The 23,635-nt window shown below is 53.7% G+C and carries 23 protein-coding genes and 2 pseudogenes; 15 read left to right on the top strand and 10 right to left on the bottom strand.

The window, feature by feature from the left end:
- Positions 1–86 precede the first annotated feature (86 nt).
- The 3 genes from AB1287_RS05720 (at position 87) to AB1287_RS05710 (ending at position 2,789) form a co-directional block, all read left to right on the top strand.
- Positions 87–437 (top strand): DsrE/DsrF/TusD sulfur relay family protein, encoded by a 351-nt coding sequence (locus tag AB1287_RS05720; RefSeq protein ID WP_312625800.1) that lies wholly within the window; start codon positions 87–89, stop codon positions 435–437.
- A gap of 104 nt (positions 438–541) precedes the next feature.
- A complete protein-coding gene (locus tag AB1287_RS05715; protein WP_435617211.1) occupies positions 542–2,326 on the top strand; it encodes a methyl-accepting chemotaxis protein in 1,785 nt (594 codons plus the stop codon).
- Between the two features lie 217 nt (positions 2,327–2,543).
- Complete coding sequence (locus AB1287_RS05710; RefSeq protein WP_312625802.1) at positions 2,544–2,789, top strand: DUF1883 domain-containing protein; 246 nt, start codon at positions 2,544–2,546, stop codon at positions 2,787–2,789.
- A gap of 40 nt (positions 2,790–2,829) precedes the next feature.
- Here AB1287_RS05710 and AB1287_RS05705 read toward each other — a convergent pair whose 3' ends face one another.
- The gene (locus AB1287_RS05705; RefSeq protein ID WP_409438223.1) at positions 2,830–3,510 is read right to left on the bottom strand and encodes a gamma-glutamylcyclotransferase; all 681 of its coding nucleotides are present in this window, start codon (positions 3,508–3,510) and stop codon (positions 2,830–2,832) included.
- 176 nt (positions 3,511–3,686) lie between these two features.
- A complete protein-coding gene (chaB, locus tag AB1287_RS05700; protein ID WP_312625803.1) occupies positions 3,687–3,917 on the bottom strand; it encodes a putative cation transport regulator ChaB in 231 nt (76 codons plus the stop codon).
- Positions 3,918–4,182: 265 nt separating this feature from the next.
- Here chaB and chaA point away from each other — a divergent pair, with 265 nt between their 5' ends.
- Complete coding sequence (chaA, locus tag AB1287_RS05695; protein WP_312625804.1) at positions 4,183–5,283, top strand: sodium-potassium/proton antiporter ChaA; 1,101 nt, start codon at positions 4,183–4,185, stop codon at positions 5,281–5,283.
- Positions 5,284–5,463: 180 nt separating this feature from the next.
- On the opposite strand, the gene kdsA is transcribed toward chaA, so the two are convergent.
- The 5 genes from kdsA to hemA all read right to left on the bottom strand — a co-directional run bounded on the left by kdsA (position 5,464) and on the right by hemA (position 10,462).
- Positions 5,464–6,318 carry a 3-deoxy-8-phosphooctulonate synthase gene (gene kdsA, locus AB1287_RS05690; RefSeq protein ID WP_312625805.1) on the bottom strand — a complete coding sequence of 285 codons (855 nt, stop codon included), beginning with the start codon at positions 6,316–6,318 and terminating at the stop codon, positions 5,464–5,466.
- Positions 6,319–6,356: 38 nt separating this feature from the next.
- Complete coding sequence (sirB1, locus tag AB1287_RS05685; protein ID WP_097164353.1) at positions 6,357–7,166, bottom strand: invasion regulator SirB1; 810 nt, start codon at positions 7,164–7,166, stop codon at positions 6,357–6,359.
- 78 nt (positions 7,167–7,244) lie between these two features.
- Entirely contained in the window at positions 7,245–8,081 is an 837-nt protein-coding gene (gene prmC / locus AB1287_RS05680) for a peptide chain release factor N(5)-glutamine methyltransferase (RefSeq protein WP_435617296.1), read from the bottom strand.
- On the bottom strand, positions 8,081–9,163 hold the full coding sequence (gene prfA / locus AB1287_RS05675; RefSeq protein ID WP_435617210.1) for a peptide chain release factor 1: 1,083 nt from the start codon (positions 9,161–9,163) through the stop codon (positions 8,081–8,083). Before prfA ends, prmC begins: the two co-directional genes overlap by 1 nt.
- A 42-nt stretch (positions 9,164–9,205) precedes the next feature.
- Positions 9,206–10,462 (bottom strand): glutamyl-tRNA reductase, encoded by a 1,257-nt coding sequence (gene hemA, locus AB1287_RS05670; RefSeq protein WP_312625807.1) that lies wholly within the window; start codon positions 10,460–10,462, stop codon positions 9,206–9,208.
- Between the two features lie 195 nt (positions 10,463–10,657).
- Between hemA and lolB the strand changes: the two genes are divergently transcribed.
- The 5 genes from lolB (at position 10,658) to AB1287_RS05645 (ending at position 15,597) form a co-directional block, all read left to right on the top strand.
- A complete protein-coding gene (gene lolB, locus AB1287_RS05665; RefSeq protein WP_312625808.1) occupies positions 10,658–11,275 on the top strand; it encodes a lipoprotein insertase outer membrane protein LolB in 618 nt (205 codons plus the stop codon).
- Positions 11,272–12,132: a 4-(cytidine 5'-diphospho)-2-C-methyl-D-erythritol kinase gene (gene ispE / locus AB1287_RS05660; protein ID WP_312625809.1), complete on the top strand. Its 861-nt coding sequence runs from the start codon at positions 11,272–11,274 to the stop codon at positions 12,130–12,132. The genes lolB and ispE overlap by 4 nt, the downstream gene beginning before the upstream one ends.
- Before the next feature lie 134 nt (positions 12,133–12,266).
- Positions 12,267–13,214: a ribose-phosphate diphosphokinase gene (gene prs, locus AB1287_RS05655; protein ID WP_097164424.1), complete on the top strand. Its 948-nt coding sequence runs from the start codon at positions 12,267–12,269 to the stop codon at positions 13,212–13,214.
- A 124-nt stretch (positions 13,215–13,338) separates the two neighbouring features.
- Positions 13,339–15,033: a C4-dicarboxylic acid transporter DauA gene (dauA, locus tag AB1287_RS05650; protein ID WP_435617209.1), complete on the top strand. Its 1,695-nt coding sequence runs from the start codon at positions 13,339–13,341 to the stop codon at positions 15,031–15,033.
- A 24-nt stretch (positions 15,034–15,057) separates the two neighbouring features.
- Entirely contained in the window at positions 15,058–15,597 is a 540-nt protein-coding gene (locus tag AB1287_RS05645) for a GNAT family N-acetyltransferase (protein ID WP_435617208.1), read from the top strand.
- A 36-nt stretch (positions 15,598–15,633) separates the two neighbouring features.
- On the opposite strand, the gene ychH is transcribed toward AB1287_RS05645, so the two are convergent.
- Positions 15,634–15,909: a stress-induced protein YchH gene (gene ychH, locus AB1287_RS05640; RefSeq protein ID WP_312625813.1), complete on the bottom strand. Its 276-nt coding sequence runs from the start codon at positions 15,907–15,909 to the stop codon at positions 15,634–15,636.
- A 270-nt stretch (positions 15,910–16,179) separates the two neighbouring features.
- Between ychH and pth the strand changes: the two genes are divergently transcribed.
- From pth to AB1287_RS05625, 3 genes are all read left to right on the top strand, one after another.
- The gene (gene pth, locus AB1287_RS05635) at positions 16,180–16,764 is read left to right on the top strand and encodes an aminoacyl-tRNA hydrolase (RefSeq protein WP_312625981.1); all 585 of its coding nucleotides are present in this window, start codon (positions 16,180–16,182) and stop codon (positions 16,762–16,764) included.
- Positions 16,765–16,879: 115 nt separating this feature from the next.
- Positions 16,880–17,974, top strand: coding sequence for a redox-regulated ATPase YchF (gene ychF / locus AB1287_RS05630; RefSeq protein WP_312625814.1), 1,095 nt, complete (start codon positions 16,880–16,882; stop codon positions 17,972–17,974).
- A gap of 214 nt (positions 17,975–18,188) precedes the next feature.
- Positions 18,189–19,364: a tyrosine-type recombinase/integrase gene (locus AB1287_RS05625; RefSeq protein ID WP_435617207.1), complete on the top strand. Its 1,176-nt coding sequence runs from the start codon at positions 18,189–18,191 to the stop codon at positions 19,362–19,364.
- A gap of 78 nt (positions 19,365–19,442) precedes the next feature.
- Here the strand turns inward: AB1287_RS05625 and AB1287_RS05620 are convergent.
- Both AB1287_RS05620 and AB1287_RS22455 read right to left on the bottom strand, forming a co-directional pair.
- Positions 19,443–20,003: pseudogene (locus AB1287_RS05620) on the bottom strand (IS3 family transposase); the annotation flags it as partial.
- A 5-nt stretch (positions 20,004–20,008) separates the two neighbouring features.
- Positions 20,009–20,131, bottom strand: a pseudogene (locus AB1287_RS22455) (transposase); the annotation flags it as partial.
- A 224-nt stretch (positions 20,132–20,355) separates the two neighbouring features.
- Between AB1287_RS22455 and AB1287_RS05615 the strand changes: the two are divergent.
- The 3 genes from AB1287_RS05615 (at position 20,356) to AB1287_RS05605 (ending at position 23,617) form a co-directional block, all read left to right on the top strand.
- Positions 20,356–21,318 (top strand): patatin-like phospholipase family protein, encoded by a 963-nt coding sequence (locus AB1287_RS05615; protein WP_435617206.1) that lies wholly within the window; start codon positions 20,356–20,358, stop codon positions 21,316–21,318.
- A 15-nt stretch (positions 21,319–21,333) separates the two neighbouring features.
- A complete protein-coding gene (locus tag AB1287_RS05610; RefSeq protein WP_435617205.1) occupies positions 21,334–22,227 on the top strand; it encodes a nucleotidyltransferase in 894 nt (297 codons plus the stop codon).
- 127 nt (positions 22,228–22,354) lie between these two features.
- Positions 22,355–23,617 carry a hypothetical protein gene (locus AB1287_RS05605; RefSeq protein ID WP_435617204.1) on the top strand — a complete coding sequence of 421 codons (1,263 nt, stop codon included), beginning with the start codon at positions 22,355–22,357 and terminating at the stop codon, positions 23,615–23,617.
- Positions 23,618–23,635: the final 18 nt, after the last annotated feature.

The following is a 23,635-nucleotide window of genomic DNA, read 5'->3' as shown; positions in this document are numbered from 1 at the left end:
GGCAGATCATCTCCGTACCGGGAAGCGGTTGGCTCTCTGCCCGACTCGCAGTAGCATTGAACCTCACCATTTTTCAAGGAGTGAGTATGCAAAGCATTGTGATTATCGCCAACGGGGCGGCCTACGGCAGCGAATCGCTGTTCAATAGTCTGCGCCTGGCCATTGCGCTGCGCGAGCAGCAGCCTGTCGAACTGAAAGTTTTCCTGATGTCGGATGCCGTTACCGCCGGGTTACGCGGCCAAAAACCGGCGGAAGGCTATAACATTCAGCAAATGCTGGAAATTCTCACCGCGCAGAATGTGCCAGTAAAACTGTGCAAAACCTGCACCGATGGCCGGGGCATTACCGGGCTTGTGCTGGCGGATGGCGTAGAAATCGGGACGCTGGTGGAGCTCGCACAGTGGACGCTGGAGGCCGACAAAGTATTAACTTTTTGAGTCAAAAAGCGCCGGTTAAATGTTTTTCTTATGGACCCGGTTTCACCATCAAGTTCCTGCCCGGCTTGCCGATATCAAGCCAAACAACACAGCAGGAATATATTATGTTTCGTTCTATTCGCACGCGCATCATTGCAGCAACCGCCGGATGTCTGGCGGTTGCCCTTCTTCTGAACACCATTATCAACTATCAGGTCACCCGCCGCGATAATCTTCAGGCACAGCAGGAGATGTTAATCAGCACCCGTACCAGCCACGGTATGGCGATAGCCGACTGGGTCAGCAGCAAAATGGCCGTGATAGCTTCACTCGATAAAGTTGCGCTGAGCGACGACCCGGTGCCGCAGTTCCTGCAAATGGCCCGCGCGGGCGGTTTCAGCAACGTATATGTCGGCTACGCCAGCAAAACAGCTAAATTCTCCGATCCAACGGGCGTTCCGGCAGATTATGACCCGACCGTTCGCCCGTGGTACCAGCAAGTGCTTCACGACAACGCGCCGGTCGTGACCGCACCTTACGTTGATGCAGGAACAGGTAAACTGGTGGTGACCTTCGCTGCTCCCGTGAAAGAGAACGGCGAGCTGAAAGCCGTTGTCGCCGGGGACGTTACGATGGATAGCGTTGTGGCAAACGTCCGTGAAATCCATCCGACGCCCGCCAGCAGCGGGCTGCTGCTGAACAGCGACGGCAGCGTGATTGCGGCAAGCGATTCGGCACTGACCCTGAAACCGCTGAATGAAGCCATCTCCGGCGTGAGCTTAAAAGCGCTGACTTCCGGAGAAACGGTTTCAGGCAGTCTGGGTAAGAGCGAGAAATTCTTTTCCGCCACGCCGGTACGCGGCACACACTGGCTGCTGGTGGTGGCGCTCGATCGCAGCGATGCCACCTCCGGCATGAACGCCCTGCTGAAAGCCTCTGCGGTTGCCTTCATCGTACTGGTGCTGGTTGGCGGCGGCGTTGTGCACCTGCTGGTCGCAGCGATGCTCAAACGCCTGCTGACCATTCGCGATGCAATGCTGGCTATCGGCAACGGCACCAACGATCTCTCCCAGCGTTTACCGGAAACGGGCAATGATGAAGTGGCGCAGATTGCCCATGCCTTCAACCTGTTCAGCAACAAGCTGGCGCAGGTAATGCTCCAGCTTCGCGATGCAACCTCATCAGTTCAGACTGCCGCACAGGAAATTGCTGCCGGTAACCGCGACCTGTCGGCACGGACAGAACAGGCGGCCTCAAGCCTGCGTGAAACCGCCAGCGCAGTGGAGCAAATTACGGCGTCGGTGTCGCAGTCTACGGAATCCGCTACCGCCGCCAGCGCACAGGCCGAAAAAGCCACCAAAGTCGCCTCGAAAGGCGGTAGCGTGGTCTCCAGCGCCATCGACACCATGCAGGCTATTGAAACCGCCTCGGCAAAAATCGGTGACATCACCAGCGTCATTGACGGGATCGCTTTCCAGACTAATATTCTGGCACTCAATGCTTCTGTCGAGGCCGCTCGCGCAGGCGAACAGGGTCGGGGATTTGCCGTCGTCGCCGGAGAAGTTCGTAATCTCGCCAGCCGCAGTGCGCAGGCGGCGAAAGAGATTAAAACACTGATCGACTCCACCGCTGAAAGCGTGGCGACCGGCTCGCACTACGTCCGTCTGGCCGGGGAAAGCATGCAGGAGATCGTCTCCAGCGTCGGTAGCGTATCGGGGATCATTCGTGAAATAAGCATTGCCAGCAGCGAGCAGATGCAGGGCATTAAAGAAATTAACCACGCGGTCATCCATCTTGACCGGATGGTACAGCAGAACGCCGAGCTGGTTGTGGAATCCGCCGCCGCGGCAGGTGCTCTGCAGTCGCAGGCGGGTGACCTCGCTACGACAGCGGGTCATTTCCGCATTTAATCTTCTGCTGGCGCCTGTTTGAACCCTGAATATCGCGCTAGCTGAATGGTTTCAGGAACTTTGTCATTATTGTTTAATCGTTACGGTATTTTTTGATCAAGGTCAGCATCCGTCCCCTTCCCCTTTGGTGTGATGCCATGTGTGAATTGTGAACAACATCACGCACAGGAACACGCAGGCAGGGAGTGCAAACGCTTAGGGTTACGGGGTAAAGACAATGGCAATGGTAAAAGCAAGTTTAACGCTGTTTGGCGGGGATACGGTGGTGGTGCGCTGTTCTGAGCGCTGCCACATTCATTTGATGAGCGCCAAAAAACAGGAGAGTCAGCACCAGGCTGATATCCTCAGCGTACAGAATCGGGAGCACGCTTATCTGACCGTGCCCTACAGCGGTACCTGGAATGTGCTTATCGACAGCCACAGCCAGTCGTTAGAGCACTCCATCAGTTACGTTCCTGCATAAACCATAAAGCCCGGCGCTGCCGGGCTTTTTCTTGAACGTATCAGGCCGTTCGCGGAAGATTTTCACCGTTCAGCAAATGCCGCACGCGGTTTACCAGCTCATTCAGGCAATCGTCCTGCATGCCGAGCTTCACCAGTTCCTGTTCGAGCGAGAAAAGGTACTGCGCATTCGTACCGAGCGGGCCACTGGCCGCTGCGATCAGCGGGGCAATGACCTGTACGCTGGTATCCGATTCATACAGCGGATGGCGCGGATCCATGATAAAGACCAGAGCGTTTACCGTACGCCCGTCGTCCAGCGCCAGCTTGCACCAGGTTGGCAGGTAGCAGCCGGTGATCATTTCGCGCTTCCAGAGAAGGGACAACTCGTCTTCAAGCGCACAGTCGCGGAGCCTGTAGGCCACGCCGGTGGTGCGACCGCCCTCTTTCAGGGCAAGCATTCGCCCGGGCTGACAGGCGCTACCTCGCCCTGCCGTCAGGCGCAGGCAGAAGGCACGGTGCCAGCCGACGAGCGTACCGGTGCAGGATTCACTGTAATCCAGCGCCGGGTTCCACATCAGCGAACCATAACCAAAAATCCATACAGGGCCATCATCCGGGCGACAGGATAACGTTGCGGCAAGCGAGGCTGCACGTTGTTCAGGCGACCAGAGTAGCGATTCCTCGATTGCACCAAAGGCCGTTTTGCAATCGGCTTTCAGCAAGAAATCACGCGTTAACACTTTTAACCTCCACCACTGCGAACTTCCCTGCGACCACTGATTTCCTTTTATATTGCTGAAATAGTATCCAGCTTCCACAGACAATATGCAATGAATGGGCCGATAGCAAGGCAACAAAGTGTCAATAAGAGTCAAATAATTCCTTCAGCGCTAGCGCATTCGCGAAACGCGCTCATTTATTTCTTTTTATGCCATTTATCATCGTCGCCTTTCTCATACTGATGTTTTACCGCCGCCCACGCCACGCGGTGTGCGGTCTCTTCGCGAGTAGCGTCATCTCGCCTTTCTTCTTTGTGTTTGTACTCATCCCAGGCGCTGTTAAACGCTTCTTTATAGATATCCTGAGCGTGGGCGGGCAGCACGTGCTGGACGCTGTCGGGTAAGTCAGTGCGGGTTTTATAAGGCATGGTGTTCTCCGGCATGGGGACAAACGTTAAGCCTGGTACACGAAATACCACACGGCAAGCCAGAGGAAATATTGCATTATCCTTTCAATTAACAGGCTGTTATTTAAAATTAATTTAAACGTAACTTAATCTTTATCCCACTTATCCACGTCCACAGGCAAAGGGGTAAACTTCCGTAAACATTCGCGGGAAAATCGAACAAATCTGCTATTTTATCGCACTATGTTATCTATAATTATAAAACTTGCACAAATGGAGATGGTTCATGACACATGCACATGAGGCGGTCAAAACCCGCCACAAGGAGACGTCGCTTATTTTCCCGATCGTAGCACTGGCCGTACTGGTTTTCTTTGGTCACAACCAGTCCCTGCCAGTGGTTATCGGCATTAATATTCTGGCGTTAATTGGTATTTTAAGCAGCGCATTCAGCGTTGTTCGTCACGCAGACGTACTGGCCCACCGCCTTGGTGAGCCTTATGGTTCCTTGATTTTAAGCCTTTCGGTGGTAATCCTCGAAGTTAGCCTTATTTCTGCCTTAATGGCGACAGGCGATGCCGCGCCGACGCTCATGCGCGATACGCTTTATTCAATCATTATGATTGTCACCGGTGGCCTTGTCGGCTTTTCACTGCTGCTTGGTGGGCGCAAATTCGCTACCCAGTACATGAACCTTTTCGGCATTAAACAGTACATGATTGCCCTCTTCCCGCTGGCGATTATTGTACTGGTATTCCCGATGGCGCTGCCGGGTGCAAACTTCTCCACCGGCCAGGCGCTGCTGGTCGCGCTGATTTCTGCGGCAATGTATGGCGTGTTCCTGCTGATTCAGACCAAAACGCACCAGAGTCTGTTCGTGTACGAGCATGAAGACGAAGCGGACGACGACGATCCGCATCATGGCAAGCCTTCCGCCCACAGCAACCTGTGGCACGCAATATGGCTGATTGTCCATCTGGTTGCGGTTATCGCTGTCACCAAAATGAACGCGAATCCGCTTGAAGCGCTGCTGACCAGCCTCAACGCTCCGGTCGCCTTTACCGGTTTCCTGGTAGCGCTGCTTATCCTCTCGCCGGAAGGCCTTGGCGCATTGAAGGCGGTGCTTAACAATCAGGTACAGCGTGCCATGAACCTGTTCTTTGGTTCCGTGCTGGCCACCATTTCCCTGACCGTTCCGGTGGTGACGCTGATTGCGTGGGCGACAGGCAATGACCTGCACTTCGCGTTGGGTTCACTGGAGATGATTGTGATGGTCGCCTCGCTGGTGCTGTGTCACATCTCGTTCTCCACCGGGCGCACTAATGTGCTGAACGGTGCTGCACACCTGGCGCTGTTCGTGGCTTATCTGATGACGATATTTGCCTAGGTAAACAGCAAGGCCGTCTGAGAAGATGGCCTTTAGTGTTTGCTCCCTCTCCCCGTGGGAGAGGGTCGGGGTGAGGGCATCAGGCCGCAGCAGACACATTTTCCCTCACCTTGCTCCTCAAGGGAGAAGGGATAGCCATAAAAAAACCCGCCGCGGCGGGTTTTCTCATTTCTGAGCAACTTACTTACTGGTATCCAGCGGCTCGAAGTTCTTCACCAGATCGTCAATGGCTTTAATCTGTTTCAGGAACGGTTCCAGCTTATCCAGCGGCAGCGCGGACGGGCCGTCGCATTTCGCATGTTCCGGATCCGGGTGGGCTTCAATGAACAGGCCCGCAAGACCGGTTGCCATGCCCGCGCGCGCCAGCTCGGTGACCTGAGCACGACGACCGCTGGAGGCGGCGCCGAACGGGTCGCGGCACTGCAGCGCATGAGTCACGTCGAAAATCACCGGAGAGTTACCGGAGACGGCTTTCATTACGCTGAAGCCCAGCATATCGACAATCAGGTTGTCGTAGCCGAACTGCGTGCCACGGTCGCACAGGATAACTTTGTCGTTGCCGCCTTCGGCAAATTTATCGACGATGTTACCCATCTGGCCTGGGCTGACGAACTGCGGTTTTTTGACGTTGATAACGGCACCGGTTTTTGCCATCGCTTCCACCAGGTCAGTCTGACGCGCGAGGAACGCAGGCAGCTGAATCACGTCCACTACGTCGGCAACGGGCTGTGCCTGATGCGCTTCATGTACGTCAGTGATGATTTTCACGCCGAAGGTCTGCTTCAGTTCCTGGAAGATCTTCATCCCCTCTTCGAGGCCAGGGCCACGATAAGATTTGATGGATGAGCGGTTGGCTTTATCAAAAGAGGCCTTGAACACGTAAGGGATGCCCAGCTTCTGGGTCACGGTCACGTAGTGCTCACAGATACGCATCGCGAGGTCACGGGACTCAAGCACGTTCATGCCGCCAAACAGGACAAACGGCAGGTCGTTTGCGACGTTGATATCGCCAATGCTAACCACTTTTTGTTTCATAGGATCGCCTTATCAGGGGTTAATCGGATTCTTTCCGGTTAATGCAAGGTTATGTGTTTGCTCGCGATGCTGTTGATCTGCGCGCGAATGATTTCGCTGATCGGATCTTCAGGGCACTGCTCCACGAAATAGCTCAGATCGCTGAGCGCTACATGTTCGCACTCCAGCTGAGCGTAGATCAGGCCGCGATCGCGGATTTCATAAGGGTCTTCCGGATTAAACTGCAGCAGCGCTTCACTGACGCGCAGCGCCAGCTCCATCTGCCGCTCTTCCATCAGGGCAGATTTCAGGGTGTCGAGCAGCTTGCGGATCACTTCTGAGTTATCCGCCTCATCCAGATCTTCGTTAAAGAGTTCGGCCACCGGGCTGATATTACCCTTCAGCCATACTTCCAGCGTGTGCTCATCCAGGGTATCGCCGGTGAAAGGATTAATGAGCCACATTTCGCCGGTTTCAACATCGGCTCGCAGCAGGAGCTGAGTCGGGAAAATCACCGGCATCATCGGAATTGAAAGACGACGGGCCACCCACAGCATGATAGCGCCGAGCGAGACCGCACTGCCTTCACGGTTTTTCAGCACTTTATCGAGCCATAGTGCGTCAGAAAGACGGTAAATACCGTGCGCGGAGCTGAAGCCCCACTCGCCGTAGAACAGCTCAATCAGACGTTCAACCTGCCGGGTTTCCGTCCAGGAAGGGCTGATTTCCTCCTGCGCCAGGCTGACCAGCTGTTCCAGCTCGTCAATCACGTACTGAGCCTGGAAATCGTCACGAATCAGTTCAGAGATGAGGATCATGCCGTCGCACAAAGGTGCTTTGTTAAATTCAAAATCCGCTAATGACCTCATGACCTACCCCAACTGCGTGTTGCTGAATGGCAACCTGATGACTTCAAAATGATGCTAATAATAACGCTAAACGGATTCTCAGTCAGCATTCCGTCTCCCGACCGTTAAACGCTCGTTTCCGCCGTAGTCACGACAGGTTTCCACCTCGTCGTAGCCGGCCTGCTGATAAAGCTCGCGAACCGCCTCGCCCTGCTTCCAGCCATGTTCCAGCAGCATCCAGCCGCCGGGCAGCAGAAAGCGCTTTCCTGCACGGATAATATGCGCAAGATCGGCAAGCCCTTCATCAGGCGCCACCAGCGCGCTCAGAGGCTCAAAGCGCACGTCGCCTTCGACAAGATGCGGATCTTCAGCGTCGATGTAGGGCGGATTGCTGACAATCATGCCAAACGTCTGCCCTTCGAGCGCGCTGAACCAGTTGCTTTGGGTAATCGTCACATTGTCGATATTCAGGCTTAACGCATTGCGTTTTGCCAGCGCCACGGCTTCGGCCACAAAATCCACCGCCGTTACCCGGCAATCCGGCCGTTCACTCGCCAGCGCCAGCGCGATCGCGCCGGTACCGGTGCCCAAATCCAGGATTTCGCAGGATGCATCAAGCAAACGCGCCAGCGCCTGCTCCACCAGACATTCGGTGTCCGGACGCGGGATAAGCGTCGCCGCGGAAACTTCCAGCGGCAGCGACCAGAACTCGCGCATGCCGACCAGATGGGCAACGGGTTCACCGCTCGCCCGGCGCGCCAGCAACGCTTCCAGCCGCTCGCTCTCTTCAGCGGTTAAGTTCGTTTCATCGAACGCCAGAATGAAGGTGCGCGTTTTGCCCGTCACAAAGCCGAGTAAAATCTCCGCATCGCGGCGCGGACTTTCGCTTTTTGCGAGACGCTCAATCGCCTGAATCAGCCACTGCTTAAAATTCATCATTCCTGATCGGACAGCGCCGCCAGCTGATCGGCCTGGTATTCCTGGACGATCGGTTCGATTAGCATGTCGAGTTTGCCTTCCATCACTTCATCAAGACGGTACAGCGTGACGTTGATGCGATGGTCGGTAACGCGACCCTGCGGGAAGTTGTAGGTGCGGTTACGATCGCTGCGATCGCCGCTGCCGAGCAGGTTGCGGCGCTCAGAGGCTTCCGCCTGCTGGCGCTTGGCGATTTCAGCCGCGCGGATACGTGAACCCAGTACCGAGAGCGCTTTCGCTTTGTTTTTATGCTGCGAACGTTCGTCCTGGCACTCCACCACAATGCCGGTCGGCAGGTGGGTAATACGAATGGCGGAATCGGTGGTGTTTACGTGCTGGCCCCCCGCACCGGAGGAGCGGAAGGTATCAATACGGAGATCGGCCGGGTTGATGTCCGGCATCTCCGCTTCAGGTAGCTCCGGCATAACCGCGACGGTACAGGCAGAAGTGTGAATACGACCCTGCGATTCCGTGGCCGGGACGCGCTGCACGCGATGACCGCCGGACTCAAACTTCAGGCGACCGTAAACACCGTCGCCGCTGATTTTGGCGATCACTTCTTTAAAGCCACCGTGTTCGCCTTCGTTGGCGCTCAGGATCTCCACGCGCCAGCGGCGAGATTCTGCATAGCGGGTGTACATGCGGAACAGATCCCCGGCAAACAGCGCCGCTTCATCTCCGCCTGTTCCTGCGCGCACTTCTACAAACGCATTACGTTCGTCGTCCGGGTCTTTTGGCAGCAGCAGGACCTGAAGCTCCTGTTCCAGATGTTCGCCTTTGGTTTTGGCTTCCTGTAACTCTTCCTGCGCCATTTCGCGCATTTCCGGGTCGTCCAGCATCATTTGCGCGGTTTCAATGTCTTCCTGCACCTGTTGCCAGTCGGTAAAACATTTCGCCACGTCGCTCAGCTGCGCGTACTCTTTTGATAAGGCACGAAAACGCTCCTGGTCGGCGATGGTGCTGGCATCTCCCAGCAGCGCCTGGACTTCTTCATGGCGCTCGTGCAGCGCTTCCAGTTTGGCAACAATAGACGGCTTCATAGGCGTGAATTCACCCTGTAATAAAAATTTGAGAGAGCAGCGCTACTCCAGCCCGAGGCTGTCGCGCAGAATATTCAGGCGTTCATCGTCCCCGTCACGGGCAGCCTGCTGAAGTGATTTCGTTGGCGTGTGGATCAGGCGGTTGGTCAGCTTACGCGCCAGATCCTGCATAATGGCTTCGGCGTCTCCGCCCTGCTGTAACGCGGCCAGCGCCCGGCTGGTGAGCTCATCACGCACCAGATCGGCCTGCGAGCGGTATTCACGAATGGTCTCGCTGACGCTTTGCGCACGCAGCCAGGCCATAAACTCACTGGTTTCCTGCTCGACGATCGTTTCAGCCTGCTGAGCGGCGGCTTTGCGCTGCGCCAGGTTGTGCTGAATGATGTTTTGCAGATCGTCCACGCTGTAGAGATAGGCGTTGGCAAGCTTGCCGACTTCCGGTTCCACGTCGCGCGGCACGGCGATATCCACCAGCAGCATCGGCTGATTGCGGCGCGCTTTCAGGGCGCGCTCGACCATGCCTTTGCCGATAATCGGCAGCGGGCTGGCGGTGGAGCTGATGATAATATCGGCCTCTTTCAGGCGCTCATCGACGTCGCTCAGCGCAATAACCTCCGCGCCCACTTCGTCGGCAAGCACCTGTGCACGTTCGCGGGTTCGGTTAGCGATCAGCATTTTTTTGACCCGATGTTCACGCAGATGACGTGCAACCAGCTCGATAGTTTCCCCGGCGCCCACCAGTAATACGGTCACCGACGACAGGGATTCAAAGATTTGACGCGCCAGAGTACAGGCAGCAAAAGCAACGGACACGGCGCTGGCGCCGATATCGGTTTCCGTGCGCACGCGCTTGGCGACGGAGAAGGATTTCTGGAACATGCGTTCCAGCTCGCTGACGTTAAGATGGCCGCGGCTGGAATCGGCAAAAGCTTTTTTGACCTGTCCGAGGATCTGCGGTTCGCCCAGAATCAAGGAATCCAGGCCGCTCGCCACGCGCATCAGATGGCTGACCGCGTCATTATCCTGGTGCCAGTAGAGGCTCTGGCGCAGGTCCTCTTCATTCAGCTGATGATAATCGCACAGCCAGCGGATGAGCGATTCCTGCAGGTTTTCCTGTTCTTCAACGCTGAGGTAAAGCTCCGTGCGGTTACACGTCGACAGCACCACACCGCCCTGCACCATCGGCTGGGACAGAAGACTTTCCAGCGCCAGATCGAGCGTATCGGGCGAAAACGCAACGCGTTCTCGCAGCGCAACCGGTGCGGTTTTGTGGTTAATGCCTAGTGCCAGGAGCGTCATGAATGCAGGAGTAGTACCAGCGTTGATAAGGTTAGTCTGAGCGCATCATACAGGATGCGCAAGGTCAATAAAAGAGACGGCCCCCTTTCGGAGTAATCGGTAATATTATGATTTGGGACAACTTGAACGTAGACGCTGCCCGCAAGCGGCGCTAGCATTGACGGTGATAACTGCAACGCAACTCAAGGATTTTCAATGAAGCTGACCTCTGTTTTACGCCTGATGCCGCTGGCAGCGCTGGTTCTTTCCGCCTGCTCCATTAATGCGCCGAAAGGCCCGGGTAAAAGCCCGGACTCCCCACAGTGGCAGCAGCATCAGCAGGAAGTGCGTCAGCTCAGCCAGTATCAGACCCGTGGCGCGTTCGCCTTCCTGAACGATGAGCAGAAAGTGTATGCCCGCTTCTTTTGGCAGCAAACCGGCAAAGATAACTACCGTCTTCTGCTCACCAACCCGCTGGGCAGCACCGAGCTTTCGCTTACCGCGAGCCCGGGCAGCGTGACGCTGATTGATAACAAAGGCCAGTCCTACACCTCAACCGATGCCGAAGAGATGATTGGCAAACTCACCGGGATGCCGATTCCGCTCAACAGCCTGCGCCAGTGGATCCTCGGCCTGCCGGGCGATGCCACCGACTATAAGCTTGACGATCAGGCGCGCCTGAGCGAGCTGAACTATACCCAGAACGGTAAAACCTGGAAGGTGGTGTACAGCGGCTACGACAGCAACAGCAAACCCTCCCTGCCGTCAAACATGGAGCTGACCGAAGGCAGCGAGCGCATCAAACTCAAAATGGATAGCTGGATCGTTAAATGAGCACCCGTTGGCCCTCCCCGGCGAAGCTGAACCTTTTTCTCTATATCACCGGCCAGCGTGCCGATGGCTATCACACGTTGCAGACGCTGTTCCAGTTTCTGGATTATGGCGACACAATAACCATTGATGTGCGCAACGATGGTGATATTCGGCTGCTAACGCCCGTTGAGGGCGTACCTGACGAACAAAATCTGATCGTGCGGGCCGCGCGCCTGCTGATGAAAGCGGCGGCAGACAGCGGGCGTCTGGCGGAAGGCGTGGGCGCAGATATCAGCATCGATAAACGTTTGCCGATGGGCGGCGGGCTGGGCGGTGGCTCATCGAATGCCGCAACGGTGTTGGTTGCATTAAATCATCTATGGCGCTGCGGGCTTTCCGCCGATGAACTTGCGGTGCTTGGTCTGACGCTAGGCGCGGACGTGCCGGTGTTTGTGCGGGGCCATGCCGCCTTTGCTGAAGGCGTTGGCGAGCTGCTCACGCCGGTCACGGTGCCGGAAAAATGGTACCTGGTGGCGCATCCGGGCGAGAGCATTCCTACCCCGGTTATCTTTAACGATCCGGAATTGCCCAGAAATTCACCGCGCAGGTCAATTGAAACGTTACTAAAATGTGAATTCAGCAACGATTGCGAGGTTATCGCAAGAAAACGATTTCGTAAGGTTGATGCCGCGCTTTCCTGGCTGTTAGAATACGCCCCGTCGCGCCTGACTGGCACAGGGGCCTGTGTGTTTGCTGAATTTGACACCGAATCCGCTGCCCGCCAGGTGCTTGAGCAAGCCCCGGAATGGCTGCAGGGCTTTATCGCCCGCGGTGTGAACGTTTCACCGTTAATGCACACCATCGAAGGAGCAGACTGAGTTTCGGTGACAACGTCACCCCGTTCCAGACGTTGCATCGTGCTCATTAATACACCGCCTGGATGAAATGCGCCTGGCCCGCACAGTTTTTGGCCCATTCATCCACCACTGGACGCATGCCTGAGGTTCTTCTCGTGCCTGATATGAAGCTTTTTGCTGGTAACGCTACCCCGGAACTAGCACAACGTATTGCCAACCGCCTGTACACTTCTCTTGGCGACGCCGCCGTAGGTCGTTTTAGCGACGGTGAAGTCAGCGTACAAATTAACGAAAACGTACGCGGTGGTGATATTTTCATCATCCAGTCCACTTGTGCCCCAACCAACGACAATCTGATGGAATTGGTTGTCATGGTCGATGCCCTGCGCCGTGCTTCCGCAGGCCGTATCACCGCCGTTATCCCTTACTTTGGTTATGCCCGTCAGGATCGTCGCGTACGTTCCGCTCGTGTGCCAATCACTGCCAAAGTTGTCGCGGACTTCCTGTCCAGCGTCGGCGTTGACCGCGTATTGACCGTAGACCTGCATGCTGAACAGATTCAGGGCTTCTTCGACGTACCGGTAGACAACGTATTCGGCAGCCCAATCCTGCTCGAAGACATGCTGCAGCTGAAGCTGGAGAACCCAATCGTGGTTTCTCCGGACATCGGCGGCGTGGTGCGTGCCCGTGCTATCGCCAAGCTGCTCAACGATACCGACATGGCGATCATCGACAAACGTCGTCCGCGCGCTAACGTCTCTCAGGTGATGCATATCATCGGTGACGTCGCTGGCCGTGACTGCGTGCTGGTTGACGACATGATCGACACCGGCGGCACTCTGTGCAAAGCCGCCGAAGCCCTGAAAGAGCGTGGTGCAAAACGCGTATTTGCTTACGCCACTCACCCAATCTTCTCCGGCAACGCGGCAAGCAACCTGCGTAACTCCGTCATTGATGAAGTGATCGTTTGCGATACCATCCCGCTGTCGGATGAAATCAAAGCGCTGCCAAACGTCCGTACTCTGACCCTGTCAGGCATGCTGGCGGAAGCGATTCGTCGTATCAGCAACGAAGAATCCATCTCTGCCATGTTCGAACACTGATTGAACCCGGTACAAGAAACCCGCTGCGGCGGGTTTTTTTATGTTATTAACCGTTTTGTATGACTAATGCCTCCTTCATTTGCCATCCATTCGACAAATGATGCGCATAGGGATGAAGCTCACTGTGAACAGATCAACACTCGCAGATATCATGCCGTTTCGCGCTCTTATCGACGCCTGCTGGAAAGAAAAATACACCCTCAGCCGCTTTACCCGCGACCTGATCGCCGGCATCACCGTCGGGATCATCGCCATTCCGCTGGCGATGGCGCTGGCCATCGGCAGCGGCGTGGCACCGCAATATGGCCTCTATACCTCTGCCGTAGCCGGGATTGTGATTGCGCTGGCGGGGGGATCTCGCTACAGCGTGTCCGGCCCCACCGCCGCCTTTGTCGTCATTCTTTATCCGGTTTCTCAGCAGTTCGGTCTGGCGGGTCTGTTGGTGGCAACGCTGATGTCCGGCGTCTTTCTGGTGTTATTCGGCTTAGCCCGCTTCGGTCGCCTGATTGAGTACATCCCGATCTCCGTCACCCTCGGCTTCACCTCCGGGATCGGCATCACCATCGCCACCATGCAGATCAAAGACTTCTTTGGCCTGCAAATTGCGCATATGCCGGAACATTTCTGGCAGAAAGTCGGCGCGCTGGTGATGGCTTTGCCGGGCCTGAATCCTGGCGATGCCGCCATTGGCATCGTCACGCTGGGCATTCTGATTTTCTGGCCCCGTCTGGGTTTGCGCTTACCGGGTCACCTGCCTGCCCTGCTGGCAGGCTGTGCGGTAATGGGCGTGGTCAATTTGCTCGGTGGAGATGTTGCCACTATTGGTTCGCAATTCCACTATGTACTCAGCGACGGCACTCAGGGCAACGGCATTCCGCAACTTTTGCCTCAGTTGGTCTTGCCATGGAACATGCCGGACTCAGGCTTTACGCTCAGCTGGGATTCCTTGCAGGCGCTGCTGCCTGCGGCATTTTCCATGGCGATGCTTGGCGCGATTGAGTCTTTACTGTGCGCCGTGGTGCTGGACGGCATGACGGGCACGCGCCATAAAGCCAATAACGAGCTGATTGGCCAGGGCCTCGGCAACATGATTGCGCCGTTCTTTGGCGGTATTACCGCCACCGCGGCCATTGCGCGTTCAGCCGCCAACGTGCGTGCCGGAGCCACTTCACCTGTCTCAGCCGTCCTGCACGCCGTGCTGGTGATCATGGCGCTACTGGTGCTGGCGCCACTGCTCTCCTGGCTGCCGCTTTCAGCAATGGCCGCGCTGCTGCTGATGGTAGCGTGGAACATGAGCGAGGCGCACAAGGTCATCAATCTGCTGCGCCGTGCGCCAGTAGACGACATCGTGGTGATGCTTATCTGCATGTCGCTGACGGTGCTGTTTGACATGGTCATCGCCATCAGCGTCGGTATTGTGCTGGCGTCGCTGCTGTTTATGCGTCGAATCGCCAGAATGACCCATCTCGCACCGGTGAACGTGACGGTGCCGGACGACGTGCTGGTGATTCGGGTGATCGGTCCTCTGTTTTTCGCCGCAGCCGAAAGCGTGTTCCTCGATTTGCAGTCGCGCATTGAAGGGAAACGCATCGTGGTGCTGAAGTGGGATGCGGTTCCGGTGCTGGATGCAGGTGGTTTGGAAGCTTTTCAGCGCTTCGTCAGTCGTCTGCCGGATGGCTGTGAACTGCGCGTATCGAACCTTGAATTCCAGCCACTACGCACTCTTGCCCGCGCGGGAGTACAGCCCATTGCAGGACGTTTATCGTTTTACCCGAATCGTGATGCGGCGCTTGCCGATATCAGCAATCATCAGCCGTAATAAACAGGATCGCGAAGGATGGATATGCTCACTCAAGCCCCCCGACTGGAAACTGAACGCCTGGTTTTACGGCAGTTTACCGTGGATGATTTTGTTCCACTGGCCGCCTTTTGGGCCGATCCTGGCGTGGTGAAGTTTATCGGTGGCGAGCCTCAAAGTGCAGAAGCGAGCTGGAACCGACTTCTACGCTATATCGGTCACTGGCAGGCGCTCGGGTATGGATACTGGGCCGTGTTTGAGAAACAGTCCGACCGTTACATCGGCTCGTTTGGGCTACAGGACGCGAAGCGAGATCTGACGCCTGCCCTGGCGTTTCCGGAAGCCGGCTGGGCGCTCACGCCAGAAGTACACGGCAAAGGCTATGCCTCCGAAGCGCTGGACGCGATGCTGCAATGGGCTGACAGGAATCTGAACATGCCGCTGTGCTGTATCATTGATGAGGAAAATCAGCGTTCCATTCATCTGGCTGAACGTTTTGGCTTTCGGTTTGAGCACAACGTGACGTATCACAGTAAAGCAGTGGGTATGTATCTACGCCCTTCCCTGGGTTCATCCGGGCAGTAAATGAAAACGGCTCCCACGGGAGCCGTTCTGTGAATCTTAGCTATGCCGGTGACTGTCGCGACGACAGCGCTTGTCGTAATGGCGCACCCACCAGTATCTGTCGCTTACCTGCTCATGACCGCTAACGCGGGCGCCCGCCAGCCAGAGAACGGCACCGAGGAAAATACTCAGCACCGCGCCATGCGCGAAAAACTGCGGCAGGTTAAGTTGTGGAAGCTGGTTTAAAATAGAGTAACCGACTCCCCCGACCATGACGACTAACCCTAAACCCATGAGCACGTTACCGAGTCGCGAAGCGTTTCTGCGTTTCATATGTCACCTCCGGAACTTTGGGTTGACAGGGAATACCCCTGGTCCTTGTGTGTAAAGTATAGACAACACTCCCGCCATTGAGTGCGTCAGCGATCACAATTGCGAACATATAAGCAACATAACTTTACAAATAAACGGCTGAACTCTATGCAATTCTAATGGTTCAGGGTGGTGACTATCCGCTCTGCGCCGTTCGGCCTGCAGAATTTTGTCTGCCGCCGCGATTACAGTACACTACGCGCCAGCTATCGACTCACTCAGGACAAAAACGTGACGATTAAACTGATTGTCGGCCTCGCCAATCCGGGGGCGGAATATGCCGCGACCCGTCATAACGCCGGGGCCTGGTATGTGGATTTACTGGCCGATCGTTTCCGCGCCCCGCTGCGCGAAGAGAGCAAGTTCTTCGGCTATACCTCACGCATTAACGTGGCAGGCGAAGATGTGCGTCTGCTGGTACCGACGACTTTTATGAATCTCAGCGGCAAAGCCGTGGCAGCCATGGCCACATTCTTCCGTATCGCGCCAGATGAGATTCTGGTCGCACACGACGAACTCGATCTGCCACCGGGCGTCGCGAAGTTTAAACTCGGCGGCGGCCACGGCGGCCATAACGGCCTGAAGGACATCATCAGCAAGCTCGGCAATAACCCGAATTTTCACCGCTTACGCGTGGGAATCGGCCATCCGGGCGATAAAAACAAAGTTGTCGGCTTCGTGCTGGGCAAGCCTCCGCTGTCGGAACAGAAGCTGATAGACGAAGCGGTTGACGAAGCGGTACGTTGTACCGAAGTGTGGCTGAAAGACGGCCTGACTAAAGCGACCAACCGCTTACACGCTTTTAAAGCACAATAACGCCCGACGAGCGGCAATTTTGCCCCGCGCCGTGTATAATAGGCAAAGTTGTTTACTTTTCTGCAATCTGTTCAACGCAACAGGTTGATTATCAAAGATTAAGGTGATTTACATCATGGGATTTAAATGCGGTATCGTCGGTCTGCCTAACGTCGGCAAATCCACCCTGTTCAACGCGCTCACCAAAGCCGGTATTGAAGCGGCTAACTTCCCGTTCTGTACCATCGAGCCGAACACCGGTGTCGTGCCAATGCCCGATCCGCGTCTCGATGCGCTGGCTGAGATCGTTAAGCCGCAGCGTATCCTGCCGACCACCATGGAATTCGTCGACATTGCCGGCCTGGTGAAAGGCGCGTCCAAAGGTGAAGGCCTCGGCAACCAGTTCCTGACCAACATCCGTGAAACCGAAGCAATCGGCCACGTGGTGCGCTGCTTTGAAAACGACAACATCATCCACGTGAATAACAAAGTCGACCCGGCAGACGATATTGACGTTATCAATACCGAGCTGGCGCTCTCCGACCTCGATACCTGTGAACGCGCTCTGCACCGCGTGCAGAAGAAAGCCAAAGGCGGCGACAAAGACGCCAAAGCCGAACAGGCCGCACTGGAAAAATGCCTGCCGCAGCTGGAAAATGCCGGTATGCTGCGCGCGCTGAAAAACCTGACTGACGAAGACAAAGCCGCGATCAAATACCTGAGCTTCCTGACCCTGAAGCCAACCATGTACATTGCCAACGTCAACGAAGACGGTTTTGAAAACAACCCGTACCTCGACAAAGTGCGCGAAATCGCCGCGGCTGAAGGTTCTGTTGTCGTTGCCGTATGTGCAGCAGTTGAGTCCGATATCGCCGAGCTGGACGACGCCGACCGTGATGAATTCATGGCTGAAATGGGTCTGGAAGAGCCGGGTCTGAACCGCGTGATCCGCGCCGGTTATGAACTGCTGAATCTGCAAACCTACTTCACCGCAGGCGTGAAAGAAGTGCGCGCGTGGACCATCCCTGTCGGCGCGACCGCCCCACAGGCCGCCGGTAAAATCCACACCGACTTCGAGAAAGGTTTTATCCGCGCACAGACTATCGCTTTCGAAGACTTCATTACCTACAAAGGTGAGCAAGGCGCGAAAGAAGCCGGCAAAATGCGCGCTGAAGGCAAAGACTACATCGTAAAAGACGGCGACGTGATGAACTTCCTGTTCAACGTCTAAATAAAATCTGTTGACTCATGAGGTTTCACTGAATCTCATAACGACGGTAAAACTCTATAAAATCCACGCAATTGCGTGGATTTTTCATTTCATAATGTCTCAACTCATCTCGTAAAAACGCTGTCAAAAATGAGTACATTGATGAGTACAACATTCTTCCATCTTCATTTTAAGTGAGTACAATAGCGGTATAAGAAATAAACAAGGACTCGCTATGCTCACTGATACGCAATGCCGCACTGCTAAGCCGAAAGAAAAACTTTATCGACTCAATGACTTCAATGGTCTTTACCTCGAAGTGAAACCCAACGGCAAAAAGGCATGGCGCTATCGGTTTAAACTCAACGGCAAATCCAGCATGTTCGCGTTGGGTGAGTATCCGACGGTCAAACTTGCCGAAGCTCGCGAGAAATGTGAGCAAGCGCGTAAACAAGTCGCGAATGGAGTTAGCCCGACACAGGCTCGCCAGTTAGATAAGATTCGCAAGGTCAATGACGCATCCAACACCTTTGAGCTGATCGCCAAAGAGTGGTTGCAGATGAAAGACTGGGCCGAAATCACCAAAACTCGCCGCCTTGATATGCTTGAGCGTGTAGTTTTCCCCGCCATCGGCAAACTTCCTATCAGGGAAATCACCCCGCACCACATTCTTAAAATTCTTCAGGAAACGGCTAAGCGCGGCGCTCCGACCGTTGCCGCTGAAGCCCGCCGCACCATTTCATCCGTTTTTGAACTGGCGGTGGCGACGCTCAGAGCAGATAGCGATCCTGTCTGGCCAGTGCGTAAGGCGATTCCGGCAAATAAGACACAGCACAAACAGGCATTAAACCCACAGCAAATCGGGAAGCTATTAAGCTGTTTTGATAACAGTCGTGGCTCATACCAGGTTAACTATTGCATGTGGCTCATGTGGTGGACATTAGCGCGTCCTGCAGAAGCCACCGAAGCTGAATGGACAGAATTCGATCTTGATAACGCCCTGTGGACCATTCCGGCAGCGCGGATGAAAGCCCGCAGAGAACATGTTATTCCCCTCCCCTCCCAAGCCGTCAACATGCTCAGAACGCTACAGGGATTAACCGGGCATCGACAGCACCTTTTTCCGGGCAGGGATAATCCGAAAGGTCCAATGACATCGCACTCCCTGCGCCAGCTACTTAAAAGCCTCGGCTGGAGTGGCATTTATAGCCCCCACGCTACAAGAACTACAGGAAGTACGCGTTTAAACGAATTGGGCTATCGACCTGATGCTATTGAGGCCCAACTTGCGCACGCTGATACCAACAATGTTCGTCGCACATACAACCATGCAACTTATCTTGATGAGCGAAAGGTTATGATGCAAGACTGGGCTGATAAACTAGACTCATGGATGACAGCATTCAAATAAAAATCAATTGCTTCTACTGGACCACGACGATATAACTCATCGCCGAGCATCCTTCCGAGTCTACTTTAGAACCCGAAGCAGACATTCCTGCCGCAGCCTGCCATTGAACGACTCCACCGTGGCATTGTCCGTTGGGGTTCCCGGCTGTGAGAAGTCTATACGGATCCCACGTTCATACACCCACTTATCCAGCATTTTCCCTGCAAATTCAGAGCCGTTATCGGTTTTCAGTAACTGTGGTAAGGGGCGTCTGAGCTCAATGCTGTTCAGCATCTTTGCGACTTCTGTTGATCGCAGATTCTGGCCCACGCAAATTCCCAGACATTCGCGCGTGTAGAGGTCAATGACTGTGAGCAGGCGCAACCGACGCCCGTCAAATAAGGCATCAGAGACAAAGTCCATACCCCAGACATGATTCGGATACAGCCCCTGAGGCTGGGGCTGTATCCGCTATGCCGATTTATTCCGGCGTGGGCGTTTGAGACGCAGGGACAGGCCCTGTTCGCTGTAGAGCCGGTAAATGCGTTTATGATTATCCCGCCAGCCCTCCCGCCTGAGCATGACGTGAACCCTGCGGTAACCATAGTGGACCCGGGTTTCGATGATTTCACGGATGCGCAATCGCAGTGCGCTGTCGTCGTCGGCCACAGATAGAACGTGGCATCAGAAACACCCAGTTTGAGACAGACGTCCGGCACGGAAGCCCCCAGTTCAGCCTGCTTCAGGGCAAAAATAATCAGTTCTTCGGTAAATCGTAATTTTTTCATCGGCGCCACCTCCGTTCAGGGAGTGTAGATCATGCCGGCATTCTGAATGGTGCAGGATTTCGGGTCAGGGTCACCCAAAATGATGCCACGTAATGTTACTATGTTGAAGTGTGGCGTAATCTTGCAGACCTTGTAAGGTAAATCCTTGCTAAATTGGACTATAGCCGATAGATAGGTTTGTTATTAATTGAATCCAAAAGTCGAGAACAAGGAAATAAAAAGCAATGAGTTACTCCGCCTCACCATCATCACTGATTACTGAGTATGCCAACGACAATTTATGTCGTGTTCTTGCACTTGATGGTGGTGGGGCTAAGGGCTTCTATACTTTGGGTGTTCTTAAAGAGATTGAAGCCATGCTTGGGTGCCCGTTGTATAAGAGGTTTGATCTTGTATTCGGTACCAGCACAGGGGCGATTATTGCTGCCCTTATAGCTCTTGGATACGAAGTAGATCAAATACACGCACTATACACAGCGCATGTTCCGCGAGTTATGTCCAGCCGGTCGGCAGCAGCGAGAACAAGAGCTCTCCAAGACTTAGCAAAAGATGTCTTTGAAGATAAAACTTTCGATGACGTACTGACGGGTATTGGAATCGTCGCCACTCGCTGGATGACTGAGCGACCGATGATCTTCAAAGGTAGTGTTGCGCAGGCCCACGGACGCAAGGGTACCTTTAGCCCCGGATTTGGGGTCAGCATTGCAGATGCAGTACAAGCGTCTTGTTCCGCGTATCCGTTCTTTGAACGAAAAGTGATAGTTACTGCGGCAGGCGATAACGTAGAGCTAATCGATGGGGGCTACTGTGCAAATAACCCTACTTTGTTTGCAATTGCTGACGCCACTGTTTCATTGAAAAAAGATCACGAAAACATTAGGGTTGTAAATGTAGGTGTTGGCATCTACCCAGAACCCAAACCAAGGTTACTGATGCGAATAGCCAAGAAATGGCTTGCTGTTCAGCTACTTCAGAAGACCCTTGAGATCAACACACAATCGATGGATCAGCTACGTGACATTCTGTTCAAAGATATTCCGACGATACGAATCAGCGACACATTCGAGCGTCCTGAAATGGCGACAGATTTGCTGGAGTACAACTTAGATAAATTGAATATCCTTCGACAACGTGGTAGAGAATCTTTTGCTGTTCGCGAAGCGCAATTAAAGGAATTTCTGATATGAGAGAGGTGAAATAATATGGGGATACCTGAATCACAACTCGATACATGGTCTCACCAAGGATCTATCACGCAGTCTGCCTCAACTTATAACACAATAAAGAGTGCGTTAGAAAGCACAGGTACTGGGTATTACGGGAAAAATTTTAAAATATTCCTTCAGGGTTCCTATGGAAACGATACTAATATCTATGCTGAAAGTGATGTTGACGTGGTCATACGCCTTGATGATGTCTATTACAGTGATATCACTCAGCTTTCGCCAGAAGACAAAGAGGCCTACAACCGCGCATTTATTCCCGCAACTTACTCATATGCTCAATATAAGAAAGATGTACTTAAAACCCTCACAGACTACTTCGGGGTCGATGTGAATCCTGGAGATAAGGCCATCGCTGTAGCGGGAAATGGAAATCGGCGCAAAGCCGATGTTATTGCATCAATGCAGTACCGTCGTTATCGTAAATTTAAAGGGGTTGATAACTCAGAATACAATGCGGGTATATGTTTTTTTAATGGGGCTGGTGAGAAAATTGTCAATTACCCCAGCCAGCATTCGGAAAACCTAACCCTTAAACATCAGACTAGCAATAAATGGCTAAAGCCGATGGTTCGTGTAATGAAGAATCTACGTAGCAAACTCGTGGAAGATGGAAATTTGCAAGTTGGAATAGTACCTTCGTATTTCCTTGAAGGATTGCTATACAATGTACCTAACGAGAAACTTGGAATCAGTTATGCTGATACTTTCGTCAATATCATTAATTGGATTCAAAAAGAAGCCAATATGGATAAGCTAGTATGTGCAAATGAACAGCATTATTTGTTCAGGGAGAATACGCATACCTCATGGAAGAAAGCTGATGCTGTAGAATTTATCGAAGCCGCAATTAATAAGTGGAATAAATGGTGAGACAAATCGATTTAATCTGTCTTTGAGTTCAGAAAACAGTAGGTAGGAGGGATTAAGGTGGCAGGTGGCAGGTGGCAGGTGGCAGGTGGCAGGTGGCAGGTGGCAGGTGGCAGGTGGCAGGTGGCAGGTGGCAGGTGGCAGCATTTATCTTTTTATGTGGGGATACCAAGAAAGTTACAGAATTTCCATTCAGATTCTGGCTCGAGAGGTACTAAAAAAATTGGGTGCTCCCATTGATGCAGAAGTTCTCCTTGTTGGTGCTTGTAGTCCTGACTGCACAAATGCTAATCCGGTATGTATAGAGCCTGAAGATGGTAAATGGCATCTATCTTTATTTAACGAATTGCTGGATTCAATTGATTCGACTTACCAGAGCCATCGGTTACAAAACATATTTTTTAGCGATGAACCGAGCATGCGCGACAAACCGGAGTGGATGCGTCGTGACTCAGTGCGAACATCAGTTAGTAAGGCACTTGAAAGTTATGATACTGAATATGATGTAACTTCATTTTGTGGAGAAGTAAGGCAGATAGGCGATTATTATGTAACTCCGATCATACAGATTCCAAACGACACTCTCGTTCAATTCCCTCCATTACCACCCATGCATGCTGACGAAGGTAAACAAGGGCATGGATTTCGTAGCCTTATACATGCAGCAATATATGCGGTTCTTCATGAGGCTACCGAAGAGTTACATAGCCCAGACCCAGGGCGATTTACCCATGACAGCATGAGAGATGCCGAAGAAATTGTACGGATTGCTGCAAAAAACTTCCTGCACACGCCAGGTCTTTCGATCGAACGGCGATACATTAATACCGATCTTTTCAATGCCTTGAACCTTGTTTCGTCCCTCATGTATGAGGGAGCGAAAGGTATTGGCCAACTCATTCTTGTCGATCCAGACAATGAGTCAGTGGAGTTCCTAGCGAAATTTGCTGAGCCGGTTCCTTTTCGTGAACCACGATGGGTTAGGAAAGTTTTGCAGATGGCGGCCTCAGGCGTCGGTATTATAGCAAATAGTCAGTACATTTATGGCCTTGGACGACTGAAGGAATTGCATGACTCCAAAGCCCAGGATGCGTTCACCGTTGCCTTTATAGACCATTATCATTGGGAGTTATACTGCGGTAGTCAAGCGCTTCTTCGCAGTCACTATGCGGTGGCCAAACTTCCACAGGAACCCTTCGATAAGGCTGCATTCCTTGCAAGCTATGCCAGACTATTCCCGTTGGCGTCGAAAGAATGCGGCTTACACTTGTGGAACTTAATGCTGGCCCAAACAAGTCAAGAGCATGGCAGCATGATTGTCGTTGCAGAAGATGCATCCAGTGAGGCTTATCGACTCAGCAAGCAAGGTACCAGCATCGAGCCAACTAAGTGACCTGCCCCCAGTATTAGA

The organism is Scandinavium sp. UTDF21-P1B (assembly GCF_040750395.1).
GTDB lineage: Bacteria > Pseudomonadota > Gammaproteobacteria > Enterobacterales > Enterobacteriaceae > Scandinavium.
The sequence above is the reverse complement of the archived record's forward strand: the minus strand, read 5'-3'. Positions and strand labels throughout refer to the sequence as shown.

Excerpts from the sequence above, each read along its gene's own strand:
- kdsA (WP_312625805.1), bottom strand. The coding sequence starts at position 6,318 with ATGAAACAAAAAGTGGTTAGCATTGGCGATATCAACGTCGCAAACGAC.
- ispE (WP_312625809.1), top strand. The coding sequence starts at position 11,272 with ATGAGCACCCGTTGGCCCTCCCCGGCGAAGCTGAACCTTTTTCTCTAT.
- AB1287_RS05625 (WP_435617207.1), top strand. The coding sequence starts at position 18,189 with ATGCTCACTGATACGCAATGCCGCACTGCTAAGCCGAAAGAAAAACTT.
- AB1287_RS05645 (WP_435617208.1), top strand. The coding sequence starts at position 15,058 with ATGCTCACTCAAGCCCCCCGACTGGAAACTGAACGCCTGGTTTTACGG.
- chaA (WP_312625804.1), top strand. The coding sequence starts at position 4,183 with ATGACACATGCACATGAGGCGGTCAAAACCCGCCACAAGGAGACGTCG.
- sirB1 (WP_097164353.1), bottom strand. The coding sequence starts at position 7,166 with ATGAGGTCATTAGCGGATTTTGAATTTAACAAAGCACCTTTGTGCGAC.
- AB1287_RS05715 (WP_435617211.1), top strand. The coding sequence starts at position 542 with ATGTTTCGTTCTATTCGCACGCGCATCATTGCAGCAACCGCCGGATGT.
- AB1287_RS05710 (WP_312625802.1), top strand. The coding sequence starts at position 2,544 with ATGGCAATGGTAAAAGCAAGTTTAACGCTGTTTGGCGGGGATACGGTG.
- ychF (WP_312625814.1), top strand. The coding sequence starts at position 16,880 with ATGGGATTTAAATGCGGTATCGTCGGTCTGCCTAACGTCGGCAAATCC.
- ychH (WP_312625813.1), bottom strand. The coding sequence starts at position 15,909 with ATGAAACGCAGAAACGCTTCGCGACTCGGTAACGTGCTCATGGGTTTA.
- AB1287_RS05615 (WP_435617206.1), top strand. The coding sequence starts at position 20,356 with ATGAGTTACTCCGCCTCACCATCATCACTGATTACTGAGTATGCCAAC.
- chaB (WP_312625803.1), bottom strand. The coding sequence starts at position 3,917 with ATGCCTTATAAAACCCGCACTGACTTACCCGACAGCGTCCAGCACGTG.
- hemA (WP_312625807.1), bottom strand. The coding sequence starts at position 10,462 with ATGACGCTCCTGGCACTAGGCATTAACCACAAAACCGCACCGGTTGCG.
- lolB (WP_312625808.1), top strand. The coding sequence starts at position 10,658 with ATGAAGCTGACCTCTGTTTTACGCCTGATGCCGCTGGCAGCGCTGGTT.
- AB1287_RS05610 (WP_435617205.1), top strand. The coding sequence starts at position 21,334 with ATGGGGATACCTGAATCACAACTCGATACATGGTCTCACCAAGGATCT.
- AB1287_RS05720 (WP_312625800.1), top strand. The coding sequence starts at position 87 with ATGCAAAGCATTGTGATTATCGCCAACGGGGCGGCCTACGGCAGCGAA.
- prfA (WP_435617210.1), bottom strand. The coding sequence starts at position 9,163 with ATGAAGCCGTCTATTGTTGCCAAACTGGAAGCGCTGCACGAGCGCCAT.
- prmC (WP_435617296.1), bottom strand. The coding sequence starts at position 8,081 with ATGAATTTTAAGCAGTGGCTGATTCAGGCGATTGAGCGTCTCGCAAAA.